This is a genomic window from Pseudoalteromonas sp. S2721, from assembly GCF_005887425.1.
Lineage (GTDB): Bacteria > Pseudomonadota > Gammaproteobacteria > Enterobacterales > Alteromonadaceae > Pseudoalteromonas > Pseudoalteromonas simplex.
In genome coordinates this window covers 104,336-123,219 of the sequence record NZ_PNCZ01000021.1, presented here as the reverse complement: position 1 = coordinate 123,219, position 18,884 = coordinate 104,336, and the positions used below count along the sequence as shown (strand labels likewise).

General features: G+C 40.6%; 17 protein-coding genes. 10 read left to right on the top strand and 7 right to left on the bottom strand.

Annotated features, from left to right (window positions below; genetic code table 11):
• The first annotated feature begins 97 nt into the window (after nt 1-97).
• The gene (locus tag CWC02_RS09715; protein WP_054553480.1) at nt 98-1,315 is read left to right on the top strand and encodes an MFS transporter; all 1,218 of its coding nucleotides are present in this window, start codon (nt 98-100) and stop codon (nt 1,313-1,315) included.
• Between the two features lie 65 nt (nt 1,316-1,380).
• Here the strand turns inward: CWC02_RS09715 and CWC02_RS09710 are convergent, their stop codons facing one another.
• From CWC02_RS09710 to sigZ, 3 genes are all read right to left on the bottom strand, one after another.
• On the bottom strand, nt 1,381-3,723 hold the full coding sequence (locus tag CWC02_RS09710; protein WP_138617946.1) for an arylsulfatase: 2,343 nt from the start codon (nt 3,721-3,723) through the stop codon (nt 1,381-1,383).
• A 606-nt stretch (nt 3,724-4,329) separates the two neighbouring features.
• Nucleotides 4,330-5,040 (bottom strand): arsenical resistance protein ArsH, encoded by a 711-nt coding sequence (arsH, locus tag CWC02_RS09700; protein ID WP_054553483.1) that lies wholly within the window; start codon nt 5,038-5,040, stop codon nt 4,330-4,332.
• Nucleotides 5,041-5,103: 63 nt separating this feature from the next.
• The gene (sigZ, locus tag CWC02_RS09695; protein WP_054553484.1) at nt 5,104-5,640 is read right to left on the bottom strand and encodes an RNA polymerase sigma factor SigZ; all 537 of its coding nucleotides are present in this window, start codon (nt 5,638-5,640) and stop codon (nt 5,104-5,106) included.
• Nucleotides 5,641-5,942: 302 nt separating this feature from the next.
• Between sigZ and CWC02_RS09690 the strand changes: the two genes are divergently transcribed.
• Both CWC02_RS09690 and CWC02_RS09685 read left to right on the top strand, forming a co-directional pair.
• The gene (locus tag CWC02_RS09690; RefSeq protein WP_228482476.1) at nt 5,943-6,764 is read left to right on the top strand and encodes a hypothetical protein; all 822 of its coding nucleotides are present in this window, start codon (nt 5,943-5,945) and stop codon (nt 6,762-6,764) included.
• A 42-nt stretch (nt 6,765-6,806) separates the two neighbouring features.
• Nucleotides 6,807-7,283 (top strand): hypothetical protein, encoded by a 477-nt coding sequence (locus tag CWC02_RS09685; protein ID WP_138617944.1) that lies wholly within the window; start codon nt 6,807-6,809, stop codon nt 7,281-7,283.
• A gap of 34 nt (nt 7,284-7,317) precedes the next feature.
• Here CWC02_RS09685 and CWC02_RS09680 read toward each other — a convergent pair whose 3' ends face one another.
• The 3 genes from CWC02_RS09680 to CWC02_RS09670 all read right to left on the bottom strand — a co-directional run bounded on the left by CWC02_RS09680 (nt 7,318) and on the right by CWC02_RS09670 (nt 10,185).
• Nucleotides 7,318-7,653 (bottom strand): hypothetical protein, encoded by a 336-nt coding sequence (locus tag CWC02_RS09680; protein WP_054553487.1) that lies wholly within the window; start codon nt 7,651-7,653, stop codon nt 7,318-7,320.
• A gap of 505 nt (nt 7,654-8,158) precedes the next feature.
• A complete protein-coding gene (locus CWC02_RS09675) occupies nt 8,159-9,196 on the bottom strand; it encodes a methionine synthase (RefSeq protein ID WP_138617942.1) in 1,038 nt (345 codons plus the stop codon).
• An 11-nt stretch (nt 9,197-9,207) separates the two neighbouring features.
• Nucleotides 9,208-10,185 carry a DUF1852 domain-containing protein gene (locus CWC02_RS09670; protein ID WP_138617940.1) on the bottom strand — a complete coding sequence of 326 codons (978 nt, stop codon included), beginning with the start codon at nt 10,183-10,185 and terminating at the stop codon, nt 9,208-9,210.
• Nucleotides 10,186-10,565: 380 nt separating this feature from the next.
• Between CWC02_RS09670 and CWC02_RS09665 the strand changes: the two genes are divergently transcribed.
• The 3 genes from CWC02_RS09665 (at nt 10,566) to CWC02_RS09655 (ending at nt 15,103) form a co-directional block, all read left to right on the top strand.
• Nucleotides 10,566-11,375, top strand: coding sequence for a sulfite exporter TauE/SafE family protein (locus CWC02_RS09665; RefSeq protein WP_138617938.1), 810 nt, complete (start codon nt 10,566-10,568; stop codon nt 11,373-11,375).
• Between the two features lie 130 nt (nt 11,376-11,505).
• Nucleotides 11,506-12,642, top strand: coding sequence for a serine hydrolase domain-containing protein (locus CWC02_RS09660; protein WP_138617936.1), 1,137 nt, complete (start codon nt 11,506-11,508; stop codon nt 12,640-12,642).
• 499 nt (nt 12,643-13,141) lie between these two features.
• Entirely contained in the window at nt 13,142-15,103 is a 1,962-nt protein-coding gene (locus tag CWC02_RS09655; protein WP_138617934.1) for a TonB-dependent receptor plug domain-containing protein, read from the top strand.
• Nucleotides 15,104-15,142: 39 nt separating this feature from the next.
• Here the strand turns inward: CWC02_RS09655 and CWC02_RS09650 are convergent, their stop codons facing one another.
• Complete coding sequence (locus tag CWC02_RS09650; protein WP_171043833.1) at nt 15,143-16,054, bottom strand: LysR family transcriptional regulator; 912 nt, start codon at nt 16,052-16,054, stop codon at nt 15,143-15,145.
• Nucleotides 16,055-16,151: 97 nt separating this feature from the next.
• Here CWC02_RS09650 and CWC02_RS09645 point away from each other — a divergent pair, with 97 nt between their 5' ends.
• The 4 genes from CWC02_RS09645 to CWC02_RS09630 are packed head-to-tail and all read left to right on the top strand — an operon-like array spanning nt 16,152 to nt 18,870.
• The gene (locus tag CWC02_RS09645) at nt 16,152-16,568 is read left to right on the top strand and encodes a VOC family protein (protein WP_138617930.1); all 417 of its coding nucleotides are present in this window, start codon (nt 16,152-16,154) and stop codon (nt 16,566-16,568) included.
• A gap of 11 nt (nt 16,569-16,579) precedes the next feature.
• The gene (locus tag CWC02_RS09640; protein ID WP_138617928.1) at nt 16,580-17,680 is read left to right on the top strand and encodes an alkene reductase; all 1,101 of its coding nucleotides are present in this window, start codon (nt 16,580-16,582) and stop codon (nt 17,678-17,680) included.
• Nucleotides 17,681-18,628 carry a polysaccharide deacetylase family protein gene (locus CWC02_RS09635; RefSeq protein ID WP_138617926.1) on the top strand — a complete coding sequence of 316 codons (948 nt, stop codon included), beginning with the start codon at nt 17,681-17,683 and terminating at the stop codon, nt 18,626-18,628.
• Nucleotides 18,625-18,870, top strand: a complete 246-nt coding sequence (locus tag CWC02_RS09630) for a hypothetical protein (RefSeq protein ID WP_054553496.1) — start codon at nt 18,625-18,627, stop codon at nt 18,868-18,870. Before CWC02_RS09635 ends, CWC02_RS09630 begins: the two co-directional genes overlap by 4 nt.
• Nucleotides 18,871-18,884: the final 14 nt, after the last annotated feature.

The window sequence follows — 18,884 nt, the reverse complement described above, 5'->3', positions numbered from 1 at the left end:
AAATGTGCACTGCGTTTGTTTATGTTGCTAAATGTGCACTGCGTTTGTTTATGTTGCTAAAGAATAAGACTAATTAACAGAATACAGAGGAACTAATATGTCTGCCCCCATCAAGCTTTTGAGCTTTTCTATTGCCTTTGTTTGTATTTTATTATCATTAAATTTTGGCCTGAGATCATCAATGGGCTTTTTTATGGCCCCGATTTCTGATGAATTTGGTTATGGTAGAGAAGTTTTTGCTTTCGCACTCGCTTTACAAAACTTATGGTGGGGTTTATCACAACCCTTTGCAGGAGCACTCGCTGATAAATATGGAACATGCAAAACAGTCATTGTTGGCGCGCTTTTATATGCGGGTGGTCTTTATGTAACAGCTTCATCAAATTCCATATTGAGTTTGAATTTGGGTGCAGGCTTACTTATGGGGATGGGTATTGCTGCAACAGGGTTTGGCGTTGTTTTACCTGCTATGGCAAAAATGGTTTCTCCGGATAAGCGAGCATTTGCACTTGGCTTAGGGAGTGCTGCTGGCTCCGCAGGGCAATTAATATTTGTTCCCGTTGCACAGGATTTTATTGCAGCTTATGGCTGGAGTAATGCTCTAATGTTATTAGCTGGTGGTGCATTATTAATGGCTTTAATGGCTGGGGTATTTAAAGAAAATACAGACCCTGAACAAATGTCACAACCAATCACTGCAAAGCAAACAGTGAAAGAAGCGTTGAATGAAGCACTCAGCTATCCACATTACTGGTTAATAGTGATCGGCTTTTTTGTATGTGGTTTTCAATTAGCGTTTATTACAGTACATATGCCAGCATTTTTAAGTGACAGAGGTTTTACCGCAAACGTTGCCGTAGCAAGTTTAGCTCTTATTGGCTTGTTTAATATTTTCGGCTGTTTGGTCTCTGGGGCTTGGTCTGGTAAGTATTCTAAAAAGAATTTATTAACGCTTATATATGCACTGAGAGCTATTGCTATAGCGCTATTTATGCTTTTACCAATGACTGAAACATCAGTAATTTTATTCTCAATCTTAACAGGCTTTTTATGGTTGGCCACTGTACCGCCAACTTCCGGACTCGTAGCACAGCTTTTTGGTTTGCCACATATGGGGTTACTTTACGGTATCGTATTTTTAAGTCACCAACTTGGTTCATTCAGTGGTGTTTGGCTAGGCGGTTATCTATACGACTTAACAGGATCATATGATGTCGTTTGGTGGAGTGCTTGTGTAATTGCACTTGTTACGGCTGCAATTCACGTGTTTATAGATGAGAGACCAGTTGAGCGGTTACGTATTACTACAAATTAAATAACACCTAGTCTTGTTTTCATAAAGTGAAAGGTGTGCTGCAGCACACCTTTTAATTTAGTTATTTACTTCAAAACATATTCAATTTTATGTAATTGACCAGTAAAAGCGAATGGTGCTTTATCGTAGTAGCTTCGGGTAACTGTTGAGCCAAGATCCTGACCAACATCAAGCGTTTCAGTGGCTGAATAGCGAACCGGAGGCACTTTATCCACTTTGCCAGAGGCAACCTTTTTACCGTTTACTATCAGTGTCGCTTGGCCGCCGTTAGGTGCTTTTCCTTGTTGGGTATATTCAAGGGTAAGCGTGACCTCGCCAGTAGGTAAAGCTTGTTCAGATTTAACAACATAGTGGTGCTCGTTAAAGAAATTCATCACGTAAACAGGTTTACTGTCTTCAACATATAAGCTGTAGCCAGCGCTTGAACCTCCTACAGCAACTAATACACCTTCTACACCTTGCTTTGGTACATTAAACGTTGCCGTAATAGAATGCGAACGGCCATAAACAGCAGGTGCGCTCCCTTCAGGGATACGATTAGTACCAGCTAAATAAGTAAACTGAGTTTTTCCTTTGGTTACACTGGGGCGTTCAGGATTAGTTGCACGTTCAACAAAGCGGTCATCTAATGGGTAAACATTAAATTTTTTCGCTTCTTGATCAAAAATTGAAATTAAAGTTCTTAATTTATCTGGGTATTTAGCAGATAAGTCAACAGCTTCAGAAAAGTCTTCTTCAATATTGTAAAGCTCCCATTTATCATTATCGAAACCAACAGAACCATTCAAAGCCCATGGTACTCCATGAAACGAAGCAGCCACCCAACCGTCATGATAAATTGCACGATGACCACCGGTTTCAAAATACTGAGTCGTACGTTTGCCTTTAGCATCTTTATCGTTCAGCGAGTACAGCATGCTCACACCAGCCATCGGCGTTTGCTCTACACCGTTAACAACTTTAGGCTCAGGAATGTGGGCTGCATCAAGTATGGTTGGTGCTATATCAATCACGTGATGAAACTGTGAGCGCAAGCCACCATGCTCTTTAATATATTTAGGCCATGACACAACAAGCCCATTTCGGGTGCCACCAAAATGTGAAGGGACACGTTTCATCCACTGGAATGGTGCTGAGCCTGCCCATGCCCAGCCAACAGGAAAGTGGTTCTCGTGCAGCGGGCCACCTAGCTCATCTATTTTAGCTAGTTGCCCTTTGATTGTGTCGGCAATGCCATTTTGCGTCATCATATTGTTAAGTGTGCCAGTGACGCTGCCTTCAGCACTTGGGCCATTATCACCAGCGATAAAAACAATCATGGTGTTATCAGCATCAGGTAACTGCGAAACCGCATCCAGTAATCGACCAACATGATAATCTGTGTGCGCAGTAAAGCCTGCGAACACCTCTTGGTGACGGCTAAATAGCTTTTTCTCGTCAGCAGAAAGAGAGTCCCATGCTTTTATTTCTTTAGGTCGTTCTGTAAGTTTAGTATTCTGTGGGGCTATACCAAGCGACTTTTGCCGAGCTAATGTTTCTTCGCGAACTTTATCCCAACCCTGATCAAATTGACCTTTAAACTTGTCGTTCCACTCTTGCGGTGCATGAAGCGGGGCGTGTGTTGCGCCTGTTGCAAAATACATAAAGAACGGCTTTTCGCTATCGATAGATTCTTGTTGCCCCATCCATTTGATTGCGTCATCAACCAAGTCTTCGGTTAAATGATAACCTTGCTCAGGCTTTTTAGGTGGTTCAACCGGTGTGGTGTTTCTGAATAATTGCGGTTCCCATTGGCTAGTTTCACCTCCCTGAAAGCCATAAAAATATTCAAAACCTAGGCCTGTCGGCCAATGGTCAAATGGACCAATAGGGCTGGTTTCCCAGTCTGGAGTGTTGTGCCATTTACCCCAAGCCGCTGTGTTATAACCATTTTCTTTTAGAATCTGGGCAATACTCGCAGTTTCATCAGGCCAAACACTATGATAGCCAGGGTAGCCTGTTGAAAGCTCAGTAATTGTTCCCATGGCAACTTGATGGTGGTTTCTACCTGTAAGAAGAGCTGCGCGTGTTGGCGAACAAATAGCTGTGGTATGAAAGCGGTTAAACTTTAAACCTTCATTGGCTAGTTTATCGATTGATGGGGTTGGAATTGGGCCGCCAAAAGTACTTGGGTGACCAAACCCAAAATCATCTAATAAAATAACCACAACATTAGGTGCACCTTTTGGTGCTTTTATTGGTTGTGGATAATCTTGTTTAGAGTTTTCAAACGTTTTGCCAATCTTTCCTTGAAACTCTGGTGCGGCTATTGGTAAAACACTTCTATCTATTTCAGATGCGTTCACTTGGCTAAACCCAGAAAGCAATAGCAATGAAATAATACTACCTACTCGTTTTAAACGATTCATCCCTTTCTCCATGGTAATAATTACCGACATGTTGGTATGTAATAGTGAGTATTTAGTCACTAACTTAGTAACTATAGTCCAAGGTAATTGTTTAAATAAAGTACGTTTTGTGTTTTTAAAGGTTGTTTTTAGTGGTAATTCTTTTTGATTAATCCATTAAGGTTGGTTCTTTGGATTTGAGCTTAATAACGGTTTTTAAATTTAATTTGAATCTATTAAAGTTAAGAAAAGACAGTATTTCTGCCGCCTCTTTTTGCTTCATAAAGGTGTAAGTCGACTCTTTTTGCTGCCTGTTCTGACGTTTCGTTTGATGCAATTTCAATAACACCTAAGCTTATCGTTGCGCTTATATCCTCATCTTTTTTATAAAGCCTTGAAAAACTTTGTTTATTTCGTTTTCTACTTCAGTAGCAGCAAGCTGAGAAGAGAATAATAGAAAGCAAAAAATCCTAAACATTTTAAATGTTACTCCGTCAGGAATTATTATCCATAATATTAATTTTGCAGATGTTCTGGCTAGCATTCATAGTGAATGTAGCAGGTTTGTTTTGGTCAAATAGCATAAGGCTGAACTTCATTGAACAGCCTTGTGGAAAGTTGTTAAAGCTAAGAGTTTGGTTCAAGCACTTTACTGTCATCCACTAATTTAGTTGTTTGTAAGTTCGCAGCCGCTTGCCTTTCGCTATATCGGTCTACGAGCCAGTCCAGCTTGTCTCTGGTTAGTAAAGTAAATTTAATTAACTCTTCCATCACATCGACAATGCGCATTCTAAACGACGACTCTTTCATATTGCCAGCCTCGTCAAACTCTTGCCAAGCTTTTGCGACTGATGACTGATTTGGTATCGTTAACATACGCATCCAGCGACCAAGAATGCGCATGTTATTTACAGCATTAAAGCTTTGCGAACCGCCAGATACCTGCATTACGGCTAGCGTCTTACCTTGTGTTGGTCTAACAGCACCATCAGTGAGTGGGATCCAATCTATTTGATTCTTGAGCACAGCTGACATATTGCCGTGAATTTCAGGTGAGCACCAAACCTGTGCTTCGGACCATTTCACAAGCTCTCGCAGCTCTTGTACTTTTTGATTGTTTACTGACTCTCCATTATCAAATAATGGTAATCCATCTGGGTTAAATATTTTAACTTGAGCACCTAAGTGTTCAAGTATTCTTGCGGCTTCTTCACTCGCAAAACGGCTAAACGACGTTTCTCGTAAAGACCCGTATAAAATTAAAACTCGAGGTTTGCTTGTGCTTGCATTATCGAAAGTCGGGGTTACGTCAAACTTTGCATCATTTAAGTATTTCATTACATCTCCTGAATGATTGAGGCTTACCTAGTAAGACGTAATGTTTTTCAAAAAGACGAAGTGTTAGCAGAACTTTTTTTGTTTGGGGTGGTAATCAACTAAGTTGCCGTACTTATCGATTTCAAAGTCACAACAACAATCGAATAATGCCTTCAATTTTGATCGACTTTTTTGCAGCCTTGATTTGTAGGTTGAGTAACTGATGTTTAACTTCAAAGCTTCCTCTTTTTGAGAGTATCCTTCGAGATCTATTTTTCTAATTAGATCCGCTTCTTCTTCGGGCATAGCTTGTAAAAAAGGTTCAATGCACTTTATGAGTTCAGCTTTTACGGTTTTGTTTTCTTGTTGCGAAATAATATCATCAAGCTCTATTTCTACATGCTTATTTTGACGCCTATAAAAGTCAACAATAACATGGTGTGCTATTTGAAATAACCAAGCCTTTAAACTTCGCTGATCTTGTAAGTGATGAATATTAAGATGTGTTTTTAACAGAATATCTTGTAAAAGTTCTTCAACATCAGCAGGGTTCGATATTTTTGTGGTTAAAAAAGCACGTAAACTATTTTTGTATTCAAGCCAGATTTGTTCGATGGACATAATAGTATCGTTGTTGGGATTTAATCGTTAGTTTATCAAAAATAGTACAGAGCCTGCATGTGGCAGGCTCATTTTAATTACTATACCAAATAAGATTAGAGCCAGAGTCCTATATCCTTGTTTTTGAAGTAAAATAAAGTTTAATGGCTAGCTTATTAATTCTAGAATGAAATTTTAGTTCGTGTTTTTTTATAATCACTAAAGGTATGGCGTTGCTATAAGTTTTATCTCAAAAATATGATTTTTGTGCCTTAAATGGTATTGTCCTCAGTGTAAATTTAATTAAAAGGAATTACTTTTTTATGCTAAATAAAATGCTTCTTAGTGGTGCTTTTCTATTTTCTGTTACTGCAATGGCTGACATGCCAGCCTACTTTAATAATGAGATAGATCAAGAGTATCGCGCGGTTTTAAAGCACATGGATGAAATGATGCCGCAAACCGATTTAGAGCTTGCTTACTTACCCTCTTTTTACCCGTTTAGCATCTTTGATATTCATGCCACAAAATTGAAAAATGACAAAGATAAGCAAGCGTTTACTAACTTTAATTTAGGCGTGCTTGGTAGTCAGTTTTTAAATGTAGAACCGCAGGTTGGAACAAAACTTCCTAATTTAGTTATTTGTAAAAAAGATAAGTGTACGGAACAAAGGCTAAAGCAAATTAGCTCATTTTTAGCTGTATCGGAGGAGCAAATCTTAGCTTTTAAAAATAACATTAGCTTGAACCTTGTACAATTAACTGCGCCGAATGTTTATCGTATTAACAATACTTTTTACTCCCCAACTCAATTATTAAGCTATACACCATCAAAGTATGCGGGTTTTGTACCATCTGCCGATTATAAAATTCTATCACCTGATACAGCCTCTAGTTTGATGGAGCTATCAGCTTATTCTCAAAAGCTCAGAGATTTAATGATTAAACATAAAGTTGCAGCTGTCACAAAAGATAAGAATGACAGCGTAAATGTAATTTTTGGCGGCCTTAGCGATAATCATTGGGGGGTGGTACTTTTAGACAAAAGTAATATACCTAGGAAAGGTGATAGAAATGCAATTGGCCTTGAGTATGACGTAATAAAACCACTCTCTGAGACAAGCTTTTATTATCAAACAAATTAAGTCTATTTTTATCAAAAAGTGTATAAATCAATAGAGTGAATTATGAGCTCATTTAAAAAATATAGATTAAAGAACTCTCGGTTTGGGTTGAAAAGTTTTGGTTTAATAGCACTATTTGTATCTTTAACAGGGTATGCCACCGAGCAGCAAATACAGCAGCAAGTTGATGCGTTTATTCAAAACCAATATAAAGATCATTTTCCAGAGTTAGTCTCTGATGATGAAGTTGGCCGGTTAAAGCGTTTTTATGAGCATATTGATGGCAGAGTCTCTATATTTTGGACTTATCAATCAGGCAATGTTTGGTTAGAGAAGCTGACTCTTATTGAGGTTCAAAATGACGGTTATAACGAGTTGTCGTCTATTTCTTTTAACGGAGTTGTAGAAAGTACAAATAAGGTAGGCGAAGAGCTTGTCATACAATTACGTACATATGATGAAAATGATCCTCGTTGCTGCCCCAGCAAGAAAACCACGTTACGCTACCGTATTTATAATGGTGAGCTAATTGAGTTATAGCCTGATAATTTGTCACCAGGCTATAAATCAAGAATTAGCAAATATGATATTCACCGCGTGGTTTGTTGCTGAACATAAAGGCCTGTAACTCAGATTTGAGTACTTCGATAATATCAGTTGTAAAGGGCGTTCTGATTTCGCCAGAGTCTAAATATCTAAGCAGATCAGTTTCATGCTTGAGTGCCGATTGAATAGAGTAGCTAATAGGATAAGTCACTTTAAACTGTTTGCGCGATATCACGTTATCGTGGTTTTCAATATCAACATAAAAAGTTAACTGTTCGTCTTCTTCGCAAATATCACTGCAGGTGCCTTGTTCGCGAATACAATCTAAGACAATATTTCTGATGAAAATATCAAATTCGTTCATATTAATCCTTTAATCTTTGCCCTTCCATTGGGTACAAATAAAACTAGCAAAAAGTAATTAATTTAGCCAATCCAATTTTGCATCTTTTGGATTAACTCTTTCTGAATGGGTTGATTTAATAGTATTAGGGGTGGGTAGTAGTTAGTTGATAGAGGATAGGATGCGCGATACACGTTTCACGCCTACGTTGTAGCATCGGCTTTATGCTGTGGCATTGATAAATTTTTACGAGAAACGAGAAACGAGAAACGAGAAATGAGAAACGAGAAATGAGAAACGAGAAATGAGAAACGAGGGGTGATGGGTGAGGTAAAACGCGATGTGAAATCGCTGCTACACAAGCAGGTTCAGACTAAATTTAAAATCTGACAGCTAAAGCCCGACCTACCATGTAGGTCGCTATTTATGGCGACAAGGCTCGAGGGAGATGCGCACCTCGCCTCTCGAATCTCGCACCTCGTAACTTTACTCTTTCCCTTAGTTACTCGCTAACTACCTCTAGAACCTAGCTCCTCGCCTCTAAAACCTCGCCTCTTACAATCTCTGCACCTTTACTTAGCGCACTGAGTTTGGCGCTTGCTATCTGGCGAGGGAGGGGAGCCATACCGCAGTTTGTGCATGGGTAAAGCTTGTCGGCATCAACGTATTTCAGAGCTTCGCGTAATGTGTGTGCGACCTCTTCAGGGGTTTCAATTTCATTGCTCGCTACATCAATGGCGCCAACCATCACTTTTTTTCCGCGTATCAGTGCTAATAGCTCAATAGGTACGCGAGAGTTGTGGCACTCAAGTGAAATAATATCGATATTCGATTTTTGAAGTTTTGGGAATACTTCTTCATATTGACGCCATTCATTGCCCAGTGTTTGTTTCCAATCAGTGTTAGCTTTAATGCCGTAGCCGTAGCAAATGTGTACGGCGGTTTCGCACTTTAAGCCTTCAATTGCTCTTTCGAGGCACTTAATGCCCCAGTCATTTACATCATCGAAAAACACATTAAACGCAGGCTCATCAAATTGAATAATATCAACACCTGCAGCTTCGAGCTCTTTCGCTTCTTGATTGAGGATTTTGGCAAATTCCCATGCTAGTTTTTCACGGCTTTGATAGTGGGCGTCATACAAGGTATCGATCATGGTCATTGGCCCTGGCAATGCCCATTTTATAGGTTGCTTGGTTTGCGAACGTAAAAACTTGGCGTCTTCAACAAACACGGGTTTGCTGCGTGACACCGGGCCAATCACACTTGGTACACTGGCTTCGTAGCGATTTCGAATGGTCACTGTTTTACGGTTCTCAAAATCAACGCCATTTAAGTGTTCGATAAAGGTCGTTACAAAGTGCTGGCGGGTTTGCTCGCCGTCGCTCACGATATCAACACCAGCTTGTTGCTGCTCTTGTAAGGCAACACGCAGCGCGTCTTGTTTGCCGTCGATAAGTTCTGCACCTTGCAATTTCCAAGGTGACCATAAGGTTTCAGGCTCAGCAAGCCAAGCTGGTTTTGGTAAACTGCCTGCTGTTGATGTAGGTAATAACTTTTTCATTTTTAATCTCATTAAATTGCGTAGTTGGCAGACCATTTTTCAAGTACTGACTGATAAGGCTTAATAAAGTGCTGCTCAGTAAATTTACCTTGTGCAATCGCAAGTTGACTGCGCTCTTCACGGTCGTAAACAATTTGCGTGATAGAGTGATCGGCGTTTCTTAAATTTGGTTGATAGCAACTACCCGCCACAGCATTGGCGTTATAAATTTCTGGACGGTAGATTTTCTGGAATGTTTCCATGGTGCTAATCGTGCTGATCAACTCTAAGTTGGTGTAATCGTTCAGCAAGTCACCAAAGAAATAAAAGGCCAGCGGAGCGACTGTGTTTGGTGGCATAAAATAGCGCACCTGCAAGCCCATTTTTTTAAAGTATTGCTCGGTTAATGACGACTCATTTGGTAGGTATTCAGCACCTAAAATTGGGTGTTGGTTTTCTGTGCGATGGTACGTTTTGTTATCAGACACGCTTAAACAAATAACCGGTGGTTTTTTAAAGTGCTGTTTGTAAGTCTCTGAGTCAATAAAGTATTTAAAGAGTTTACCGTGTAAGTCACCAAAGTTTTCGGGAATGCTAAATTCATTTTTCGCTTTGTTATGATCAAGCAGCAGTACACTAAAATCATAATCGCGTACGTAAGATGAAAAGTTATTACCAACAATACCTTCGATACGTTCATTAGTTTGGTGATCAATGATATTAGTTTTTAGCACTTCAATTGACGGGAATGCCTCTGTGCTTTGTGCAATTTCTAAATCAACAGAGATGATCTCAAGCTCGACAGAGTAGCGGTCGCCTTGCGGGTTATCCCAGTTTGCTAGCGCATTAAAGCGGCTATCAATCATTTTTAATGCGTTACGTAAATTCTGTTGGCGACTTTCACCGCGAGCTAGGTTCGCAAAGTTTGTAGTCAGTCGCGTGCTATTTGACGGATGATAATTTTCGTCGAGGCTAATGCTTTTAATTTTAAATCTGAAGTCGTTGTTCATGGCAATGTATCCAAAAGTCCTGAGATAAATGATTGCTGCTCACCTTCCTTAAATCGCTAGGTCATTAACCTTAGGTTGCTCTGCAGCGGTAATAAATTTATACGTTATCAATACCATGAAGAAAAACGTTTTAATTTCAGGTAAAACATGAGACAGATTCATGCATATTTGCTGTTTTAGTAAAATATTTAGGAACGCAGAATGAAAAAATGCTTCAAAGTCATTTTGGACGTCTAGATTTCTAAAGTTACATATTGAAGTTGCAGTAATTTCATATAAAACGTGAGTAATATTCACTACTTAACAGGACTTTTGAGAGCAACCCCGTACTTTATTGTTGTTATACTCGGTTTCACAAATCAACAACACAGACAAATACAATGAATGAATTAATCGTGCTTATTATCGCTTGCGCCATACTTGGTAGCGGGGTTGGCTTTTTAGCTGGGCTGTTAGGAATTGGTGGAGGCCTAGTGATCGTGCCTATATTAAGCATGATCTTGCTGTATTTTCAGGTGTTACCCGCAGAGCAAGTGGTGCTGGTGGCGATTGCTACATCGCTCGCCTCAATTCTTTTTACTTCAACGTCATCAGCTATTGCCCATCATAAAAATGGCAATGTGCCTTGGCAATTGGCTCCGTGGGTAATGACAGGGGTTGCACTAGGCGCACTTATCAGTGGCTTTTTGGCTTCGCTATTACCCGCAAATGTGGTGCGAATTGTATTCGCTGTGAGTGTGGTGCTTATTGCATTAAAAATGATTTTCAGCAGTAAAAACGATAGCCAAACAACACGAACGCTACCTAATAAAGGCCTTTTGACACTTTATACAACCATCACGGGGGGTCTATCTGCCATGATAGGTATTGGCGGTGGTGCGGTACTTGTGCCGCTACTGACGTTTTTCTCGGTCGATATGAAAAAAGCCATTGGCTGTGCCTCGGCGTGCGGTATTGTCATTGCGCTATTTGGCTCTGTGGGTTACATCAGCTCAGGCAGTCAGTACTTTACATTAAAAGAGGGCTTTGCTGGATTTGTTTATTTGCCTGCCTTGTTTGGCATTGTGTGTACTTCGTGGTTTACTGCGCCATTAGGTGCAAAAGCAACGCATCATTTACCCGTCTCTACTATTAAAAAAATATTTGCTGGGCTGTTGGTTATTATGGCTGTGAATATGCTTACAAAATAGTGTTAACTTATTAATTCGACAACGCAAAAACGGTTTGTTAATGTCAGTTAAGTAGTAATTAGGCTGCTTAACTGCGCGCTTATTTTGGCTTTAGGCGCTAATAAAGGATTCATTTTTTAAGGAACCTGTTATGGATCGTCGGTGCTCTCTAGCAAGTAAAAAAACGCTAAGCGCTTTATTTGTTGCTCTATCAATGTTGGCTTTACCTGTGACTGCTGAGCCTACAAAGTCACTCGAAACTCATCACGCTTTAATGGGCCAAATTCTCAATGCAAACCAACAAACACCGCTTACAGGTTTTGCACTTCATGTGATTGTTGATGATGGACATGCTTTTTCAACGGCAAAGCAAAGTAAAGAAAATGCGCCGCAAGTTATTAACCCAAACAGTTTATTTAGAATTGCCAGCGTGACTAAAACCTTCACTGCAGCAACGGTGCTACGTTTGCAGGAAGAAGGTAAATTAAACCTTGATACAACACTTGATAAGTTAATTTCTGACGACTTTTTTGCGCTTCTTGAAAGCGATGGCTATGTCCTTGATAAAATGACGCTTAAGCAAGTGCTGAGTCATACAGCAGGGCTATACGATCACGCTCAAAGCGATCAGTATTTAGCTGGCATAATGGCAAATCCGCAGCAAGATATTACGATGCGCGAGCAAATTAAAGGGTGTGTAGAGTGGGGCGACCCAGTTGGCAAACCTGGCGAGCTTTTTTCATATTCAGATACCGGATATGTGTTACTCGGCCATATTATTGAAAGAGTGACAGATTTACCCTTGCCTGAAGCGGTTCGAAAGTACTTAGGTTTTGACAAAAATCATATCGAAAATGTGGTCTGGGAACGTGGTGATTCAGTTGCTGTGGATGATTCGCGACGCGTGCATCAATACTTGCACGGCACCGACACCTTTAATTGGAGTCCAACTGTCGATTTATATGGTGGCGGTGGGCTTGTTGCCAGTCCAATTGGTATGGCTAAATTTTATCAGGCTTTATTTTCAGGTAAGGTCTTCAAACACCCAGAAACGCTCAAACTGATGCTCTCTAATAAAGGCTTACCTGCAGGTAGCCCTTATCGTTTAGGTGTATTTGCAAAAGAATATAACGGCACTTTGGTTTATCAACATGGTGGCTTTTGGGGCACTTTGGTGATGTATGAGCCAACAACGCAGGTGGTGGTCGCAGGAGCTGTTACTCAGCAAAAAGACTATGCCCAGCTTGAAAAAGTGATGAGTGATTACTTAACATTACAAGCAAAATAAGCGCAATGAGTGTTACAATGACCCGTAACTTATTTCAGATTTAAATTAAATGTCTAAGCTTTGTTCAACTTGGTTGGTGATAATGTGTGTTTTGCTCTCTTTTGTAGGGCAGGTTATTGCGTCGCCGTCTGAGTTACCTTGTGAAAGTGAAGATATTTATCAGCTCGCTGCACTTGATAGCGCAACCAACCAAATCAGCCCGAGTGAAACTAATGATTGCTGCAATATCGATTGCTGTGAATTAGGGTGTTCTTGCATAGCAAGTTTATGCTCACCAATCTTGTATTTAGACCTTGAAGTTAAAAAAATTAAGTTGCCCTATTTTGCTGGTTTTCGATTCAGTGATCAGCCACAACCCCCCAACTTAATTGCACGGCAATTATATCGCCCACCCATTTTTACCTCTTAACCAAAACCTATAAGTTGGCATTTGCTCGCCTATAGGTGCTGGTTAATGAAAATTTATTTGTCATTACAATAAGCATTCTAAGAGGTAAAAATGCGTCAAAGACTATTTAAATTAGCCGCGGTTACACTGCTATTGCCATCGGCTGGTTATACAAGTGCACATGAAGATGAACATCATCATGAAGAAAAAAGTATCGAGCGAATTCAGGTCAGAGCGTCACGTTTAGGGCGTATTGTGACAGAATCAGCTACTCGCACTGAGATTATTAACGGTGAAGAAGTTCAAGAAAAGGCATTAATGCGGCCTGGAAATATTTCGATGTTAGTTGCTGAAACAGGGGGGGTTAGGGTGCAAACAACATCACCGTCACTAGGCAGCGCGAATATTCGTTTGCAAGGTTTGTATGGTCGATATACCCAGTTACTAAGCGATGGCTTGCCACTTTATGGTGGGCAAACGGCTTCGATTGGCCTTTTACAAATTCCACCTACTGATCTTGCAAATGTTGAGATAATTAAAGGTTCTGCCTCATCTTTATATGGTGGTTCAGCACTTGGTGGTGTAATTAACTTAATTTCGCGAACACCTGCCGACGAGTTTGGCGGCGAGGTATTATTTAATGCGACATCTAAAGATGGCCAAGATGTAACAACCTATTTATCGGCGCCGATCAATGAGTCGTTCGCAAGCTCTTTGACGGCGGGCATTCATCATCAAGCAAAACAGGATCTGGATGATGATGGTTGGATAGATATGACACAGTATGAACGGGTCACTGCAAGGCCTAGGCTTTACTATCAAGGCGAAAATGGAGAAAACCTCTACTTAACTCTTGGAGGGATGAAAGAACAGCGTAAAGGTGGCACTGAAGCTGGGGCTTTAATGCCTGATGGTCTGCCATTTGTGCAGCAGCAAGATACACTCAGAACAGACTTAGGTTTTGTTTATGATCAAGCATTAGCTGAAGAACTTGATTTAAATGTTCGTGGCTCAGCAATGGAACAAGATCATGATCACCAGTACGGTCAGGTATTTGAAAAAGATAAGCATAATAGTTATTTACTTGAGTCGAGTGTGTCAGGTTATTTGCACAATACTGCTTGGTTGGTAGGTGTTGCTTATCAAACAGAGCAGTTTTCCTCACAGACATTTTCGGCGTTTGACTATCGTTATGAGGTGCCAGGACTGTTTTCACAAATTGATTACCAAGCAACGGATGATTTATCAATGTCAGTGAGTGCTCGTGCAGATGATCACAGTGAGTATGGCAATCAATTTAGTCCCCGACTTTCTGTACTCTATAATCCAGAAAACTGGCTATTTAGAGGTGCATACGGTAAAGGGTATTTTGCACCAACCCCTTTTATTGAAGAGATTGATGAGGTCGGTTTATCACAGCTTGAGCCCATTGATGACTTACAAGCAGAGCAAGCAGATACAGCTTCATTCGATATTAGCTACATTGCTGGTGATTTAGAAACCAGCATAACGTTATTTTCATCAAATATTGAGCATGTTACAGAGCTTGAATCCTCTCAAGTTGGCAGTGAAAAAGCCGTTCGACTTGTAAACAGCCAAGGGCAAACACAAATCAGAGGCGCAGAGTTTTTAATGCGCTATCGCTGGCATGATATTAAGTTTACCGGCAGCTATTTATATACCGATGCAACGAAGCAAAATCAGGCAGGGGATGGTCGCGAAAAACTCACACTAACACCAGAGCACTCGGCTGGACTTGTTGTAATGTGGGAGGAGCATGGCAGTCATCTAGTTGGTTTTGAAGCCTATTATACTGGTACTCAGCGTCTTGAAGACAACCCTTACCTTGAACGAAGCAAACCATATTGGCATTTGGGGTTGTTAGGTCAAATAACCACGGGTAACGTAAGCTGGTTTGTAAACGCAGAGAACTTACTTAACGTTCGTCAAACAAAAGAACATCCGCTCACCTTGCCTGAGCAAGCTGCAAGTGGACGCTGGACAACTGATATATGGTCTCGAAATGACGGTTTTACCGTTAATGCAGGCATGCGAATTCAATTTGGTGGTTAATTAATAAATACCCAAGCCGCTCATACTTTGTTGGGCGGCTTACTTATTTTTAAACCAACACTCAAAAAACTCTATAAACGCTTTCACTTGCCGAGGTTGAAATTGCCTGCTCGGATATATCACCTGTAGGCCGACACTTTTTTTATCGCTGTGGCTAAAGCCTCGAACATACTCATCTAGTATCAAAATAAGGTCGCCTGTTTTGAGGTCATTTTTGATATCAATGTATGATTTTAAGGCTATGCCATGGCCTTGATTTGCCCAGCGTCTGATCACCTCACCGTCTGAGCATGAAAGGTGGGGAGCTACTTTAATAGAAAAGTGCGTGTTATCTACCTCAAAATGCCAGTCATTTAGCGGTTGCCCAAGTCGCTCAAGTACAAGGCAACGATGATTTTTTAAATCTTCGGGATGCCTTGGCAAGCCAAACGATTTTATATAGCTAGGTGAGGCGCATAGCACACGGCGGTTATTACATAGCGGGCGGCTAATCAAGTTACTATCAGGCAAATTGCCGAATCTAAATGCCAGATCAATACCTTCCTCAACAATATTGGTGACCCCATCTGTCAGTACTAAATGCGGTTTAACATTTGGGTGATTATTGATGAATTCTGCTAATGCGGGTGCAACAAACTGGCGACCAAAGTCAGATGTTGCAGAGAGTTTTAGCTGGCCTCTTAGGCTTTGTTGTGACTCTTGAAGTATGTTTTCAGTATTTTCGACTTCTGCTAATACTCTTAAACAGCCACTATAAAAACGTTCGCCTGCATCTGTTAAGGCAATACTGCGCGTATTACGCGTTAATAATCGCGTATCGTAATTTTGCTCAATTTTATTAATTCGTGCTGTCATGCTTGCAGGCGAAAGCCCCAATTTTCTTCCCGCAGCGGCTAACCCTCCCGCTTTTACAACGTGAACAAAAAGCGCCATATCATCAATTTTTGACATTATTCTTCAGTTTTAATGAATACTGATTTAACTCTAAGGCTAATTATAAATTTAGTCAAAATAGTTAAACTCATTTCATCACTTGAAGGAGATAGAAATGCAGCTTAATCACGCTCTGCTTTTAGCAACGAATATCCAGCACATGGCTCAGTTTTTAGAGTCGTCGTTAGGCCTTAAAAAGGGGCCAAGGCCAGCATTTGGTTTTGATGGTGTTTGGTTATATGACGACTTGGATACGCCATGCATTCATATAGCAGCTAAGTTTGGCATAAATGAATCGCAATCTGATTACTTAAGCCAAGCTTCGGTATCAACAGAAGCAGTTGGCTTATCAACGGTTGACCACCTTGCTTTCTTTGCAACTGATTATCAAGAAGTTAAAGCACGGCTAAAAGCAACTTCAATACCATTCGTTGAGCGGGAAGTGCCGGCAGCGAATGAGCATCAAGTGTTTATTCAAGGGCCTGATGGCTTAAAAATAGAAATTTTATTTAAACGCAGCGAGCTTATTTAAAAGGTACACACATGAAAAATAGAGTATTTAATCCAGACCAAATTGGTCATCATAAAACCGCAAATAAAATAGTAATGGCTCCTATGACCCGTTCACGTACGGCTCAACCAGGTGATATTCCGACAAGTCTAATGGCAGAATATTATGCGCAACGAGCCAGTGCGGGTTTTATAGTATCAGAGGCGACGCAAATTTCTGCACAAGGAAAGGGCTACTCATTTACCCCCGGGATTTATACTGAAGAGCAAATCAACGGATGGCGCAAAGTAACGCAAGCCGTTCATCAGCACAATGGACTCATTTTTTCTCAGTTATGGCATGTTGGCAGAATGTCGCATAGTGTCTTTCATCCAGACGGCTTGCCGGTTGCGCCAAGTGCTATTGCCCCAAATGCGCAAGTGTGGGTGGTTGATGAAAATGGCGAAGGCCAAATGCTTGATTGTCCTACACCACGTGAATTATCGACCAATGAAATAAAGGGCATCGTTCAAGACTATAAACAAGCTGCTTTAAATGCGATTGAAGCAGGGTTTGATGGCGTTGAGGTACATGCAGGTAATGGCTATTTAATTGATCAATTTCTAAGACAAACATCAAATAAACGTAGTGACGAATACGGCGGTAATATTGAAAATAGAGCAAAGTTCGCGCTGCAAATCATTACTGCAATTAGTCAAGCTATCGGCCCAGAAAAAACGGCTATTCGATTAGCACCTTTTATTACACAAAGAGGCATGGATGATCCGCAAGCAATCGATGTCATTCTATATTTAGCTAAAAAGTTTGATGAACTTGGCATTGCTTATCTGCATTTAGCGGAAGCTGATTGGGATGATGCTCCCCTCGTAACCGATGAGTTTAGAGTTAAATTACGTGAAATCTTTAATGGAAAAATTGTGGTGGCAGGAAACTACACATTAGCAAAGGCCGATAAACTCATTGGTGAAGGCTTAGTTGACTATGTTGCATTTGGCAGAAAGTTTATTGCAAATCCAGATTTACCTTATCGCTTAGAGCACAATTTACCTCTAAATGAAATATCAGATCCTACTACTTTATTTGGTGGTGATGAGCAAGGTTACACAGACTATCCAGTATTTCAGGGGGAATAAATGATGAAATTTTTAAAGCCAATTTTAATTGCGTCGGTATTTGTTTTAAGTTGCTTAGGTGTTGCTCAGGCTAAGGAGGCAACATCTGCATTTTGGCCTGATGATGCTCAACTTGTGATCTCTATTTCGATGCAGTTTGAGGCCACAGCGCAAGACCAATCAGATCCGGGCCCGTTTCCACCGCAAGAGGTTGGGTATCCTGACACCATTTCGCCTTCTTGGTACCAATACGGCATGAACGAGGGCATTCCTAGGCTGCTAGATTTATGGGATAAGCATGATATTAAAGTCACCTCTCACATGGTTGGCAGAGCTGTTGAGTTAAACCCTGAGTTAGCAAAAGAAGTGGTTCAACGCGGGCATGAAGCATCAGGGCACGGACAAACATGGACCCCTCAATACTCTATGAGTGAAGAGCAAGAGCGACAGTCATACATAAAAAGTGCAAATATCATTGAAAAAGTAACAGGGCAGCGGCCTGTGGGCTTTAACGCTTTTTGGATGAGGCATTCAAAAAATACCCTCAAAATTCTTAAAGAATTAGGTTTTATTTACCACATAGACGATTTATCTCGTGATGAGCCATCGCTAACACCTGTTGGAAGTGACGACATTGTTGTTGTTCCATACACGTTTAGAAACAACGATATAGTTCGTTACACTGGCAGCACAGCCATGACTGGTAAGGCATATTTACAAGAGCTTAAAGACGAGTTTGATGTGCTCTACAAAGAAGGCAAACAACGTAGAAGGATGATGTCTATCAGTGCTCACGATAGATTAGCGGGCACTCCCGCCAGAGTGAAAGCGTTGGACGACTTTATAACCTATGCAAAGCAGCACAAAGGGGTTAAGTTTATGCGTAAAGATGACATAGCAAAATGGATGTTACGCCAAGACAATGTGCCAAAAAATCAGCCCCGTACTTTTACAGAGGATTTGTTATGAAATACACAGTAACCTTTATTGCACTACTTTTATCTGGTTGCGCCTCACAGCAGCAAACGGGTGAGTTTGAGGATGTAGTAATCGCAGATCATCACTGCCCAGGGGAAATAGATCGAAGCTATAACACCACGATTTATAGCTCTGATGAACCTGAAAAAGTTGGCAAAACTGAAGTTATAACGCGTTGCAATCCAGTTAAAACAGAAACTGAATTTGAGAGAGATTTAAAGCAGAAACATTAGCTTTTACGTATCGG

Excerpts from the sequence above, each read along its gene's own strand:
- CWC02_RS09655 (WP_138617934.1), top strand. The coding sequence starts at position 13,142 with ATGCGTCAAAGACTATTTAAATTAGCCGCGGTTACACTGCTATTGCCA.
- CWC02_RS09680 (WP_054553487.1), bottom strand. The coding sequence starts at position 7,653 with ATGAACGAATTTGATATTTTCATCAGAAATATTGTCTTAGATTGTATT.
- CWC02_RS09690 (WP_228482476.1), top strand. The coding sequence starts at position 5,943 with ATGCTAAATAAAATGCTTCTTAGTGGTGCTTTTCTATTTTCTGTTACT.
- CWC02_RS09665 (WP_138617938.1), top strand. The coding sequence starts at position 10,566 with ATGAATGAATTAATCGTGCTTATTATCGCTTGCGCCATACTTGGTAGC.
- CWC02_RS09715 (WP_054553480.1), top strand. The coding sequence starts at position 98 with ATGTCTGCCCCCATCAAGCTTTTGAGCTTTTCTATTGCCTTTGTTTGT.
- CWC02_RS09710 (WP_138617946.1), bottom strand. The coding sequence starts at position 3,723 with ATGAATCGTTTAAAACGAGTAGGTAGTATTATTTCATTGCTATTGCTT.
- CWC02_RS09650 (WP_171043833.1), bottom strand. The coding sequence starts at position 16,054 with ATGTCAAAAATTGATGATATGGCGCTTTTTGTTCACGTTGTAAAAGCG.
- CWC02_RS09640 (WP_138617928.1), top strand. The coding sequence starts at position 16,580 with ATGAAAAATAGAGTATTTAATCCAGACCAAATTGGTCATCATAAAACC.
- CWC02_RS09660 (WP_138617936.1), top strand. The coding sequence starts at position 11,506 with ATGGATCGTCGGTGCTCTCTAGCAAGTAAAAAAACGCTAAGCGCTTTA.
- CWC02_RS09645 (WP_138617930.1), top strand. The coding sequence starts at position 16,152 with ATGCAGCTTAATCACGCTCTGCTTTTAGCAACGAATATCCAGCACATG.
- CWC02_RS09630 (WP_054553496.1), top strand. The coding sequence starts at position 18,625 with ATGAAATACACAGTAACCTTTATTGCACTACTTTTATCTGGTTGCGCC.
- sigZ (WP_054553484.1), bottom strand. The coding sequence starts at position 5,640 with ATGTCCATCGAACAAATCTGGCTTGAATACAAAAATAGTTTACGTGCT.
- CWC02_RS09670 (WP_138617940.1), bottom strand. The coding sequence starts at position 10,185 with ATGAACAACGACTTCAGATTTAAAATTAAAAGCATTAGCCTCGACGAA.
- CWC02_RS09635 (WP_138617926.1), top strand. The coding sequence starts at position 17,681 with ATGATGAAATTTTTAAAGCCAATTTTAATTGCGTCGGTATTTGTTTTA.
- CWC02_RS09675 (WP_138617942.1), bottom strand. The coding sequence starts at position 9,196 with ATGAAAAAGTTATTACCTACATCAACAGCAGGCAGTTTACCAAAACCA.
- CWC02_RS09685 (WP_138617944.1), top strand. The coding sequence starts at position 6,807 with ATGAGCTCATTTAAAAAATATAGATTAAAGAACTCTCGGTTTGGGTTG.
- arsH (WP_054553483.1), bottom strand. The coding sequence starts at position 5,040 with ATGAAATACTTAAATGATGCAAAGTTTGACGTAACCCCGACTTTCGAT.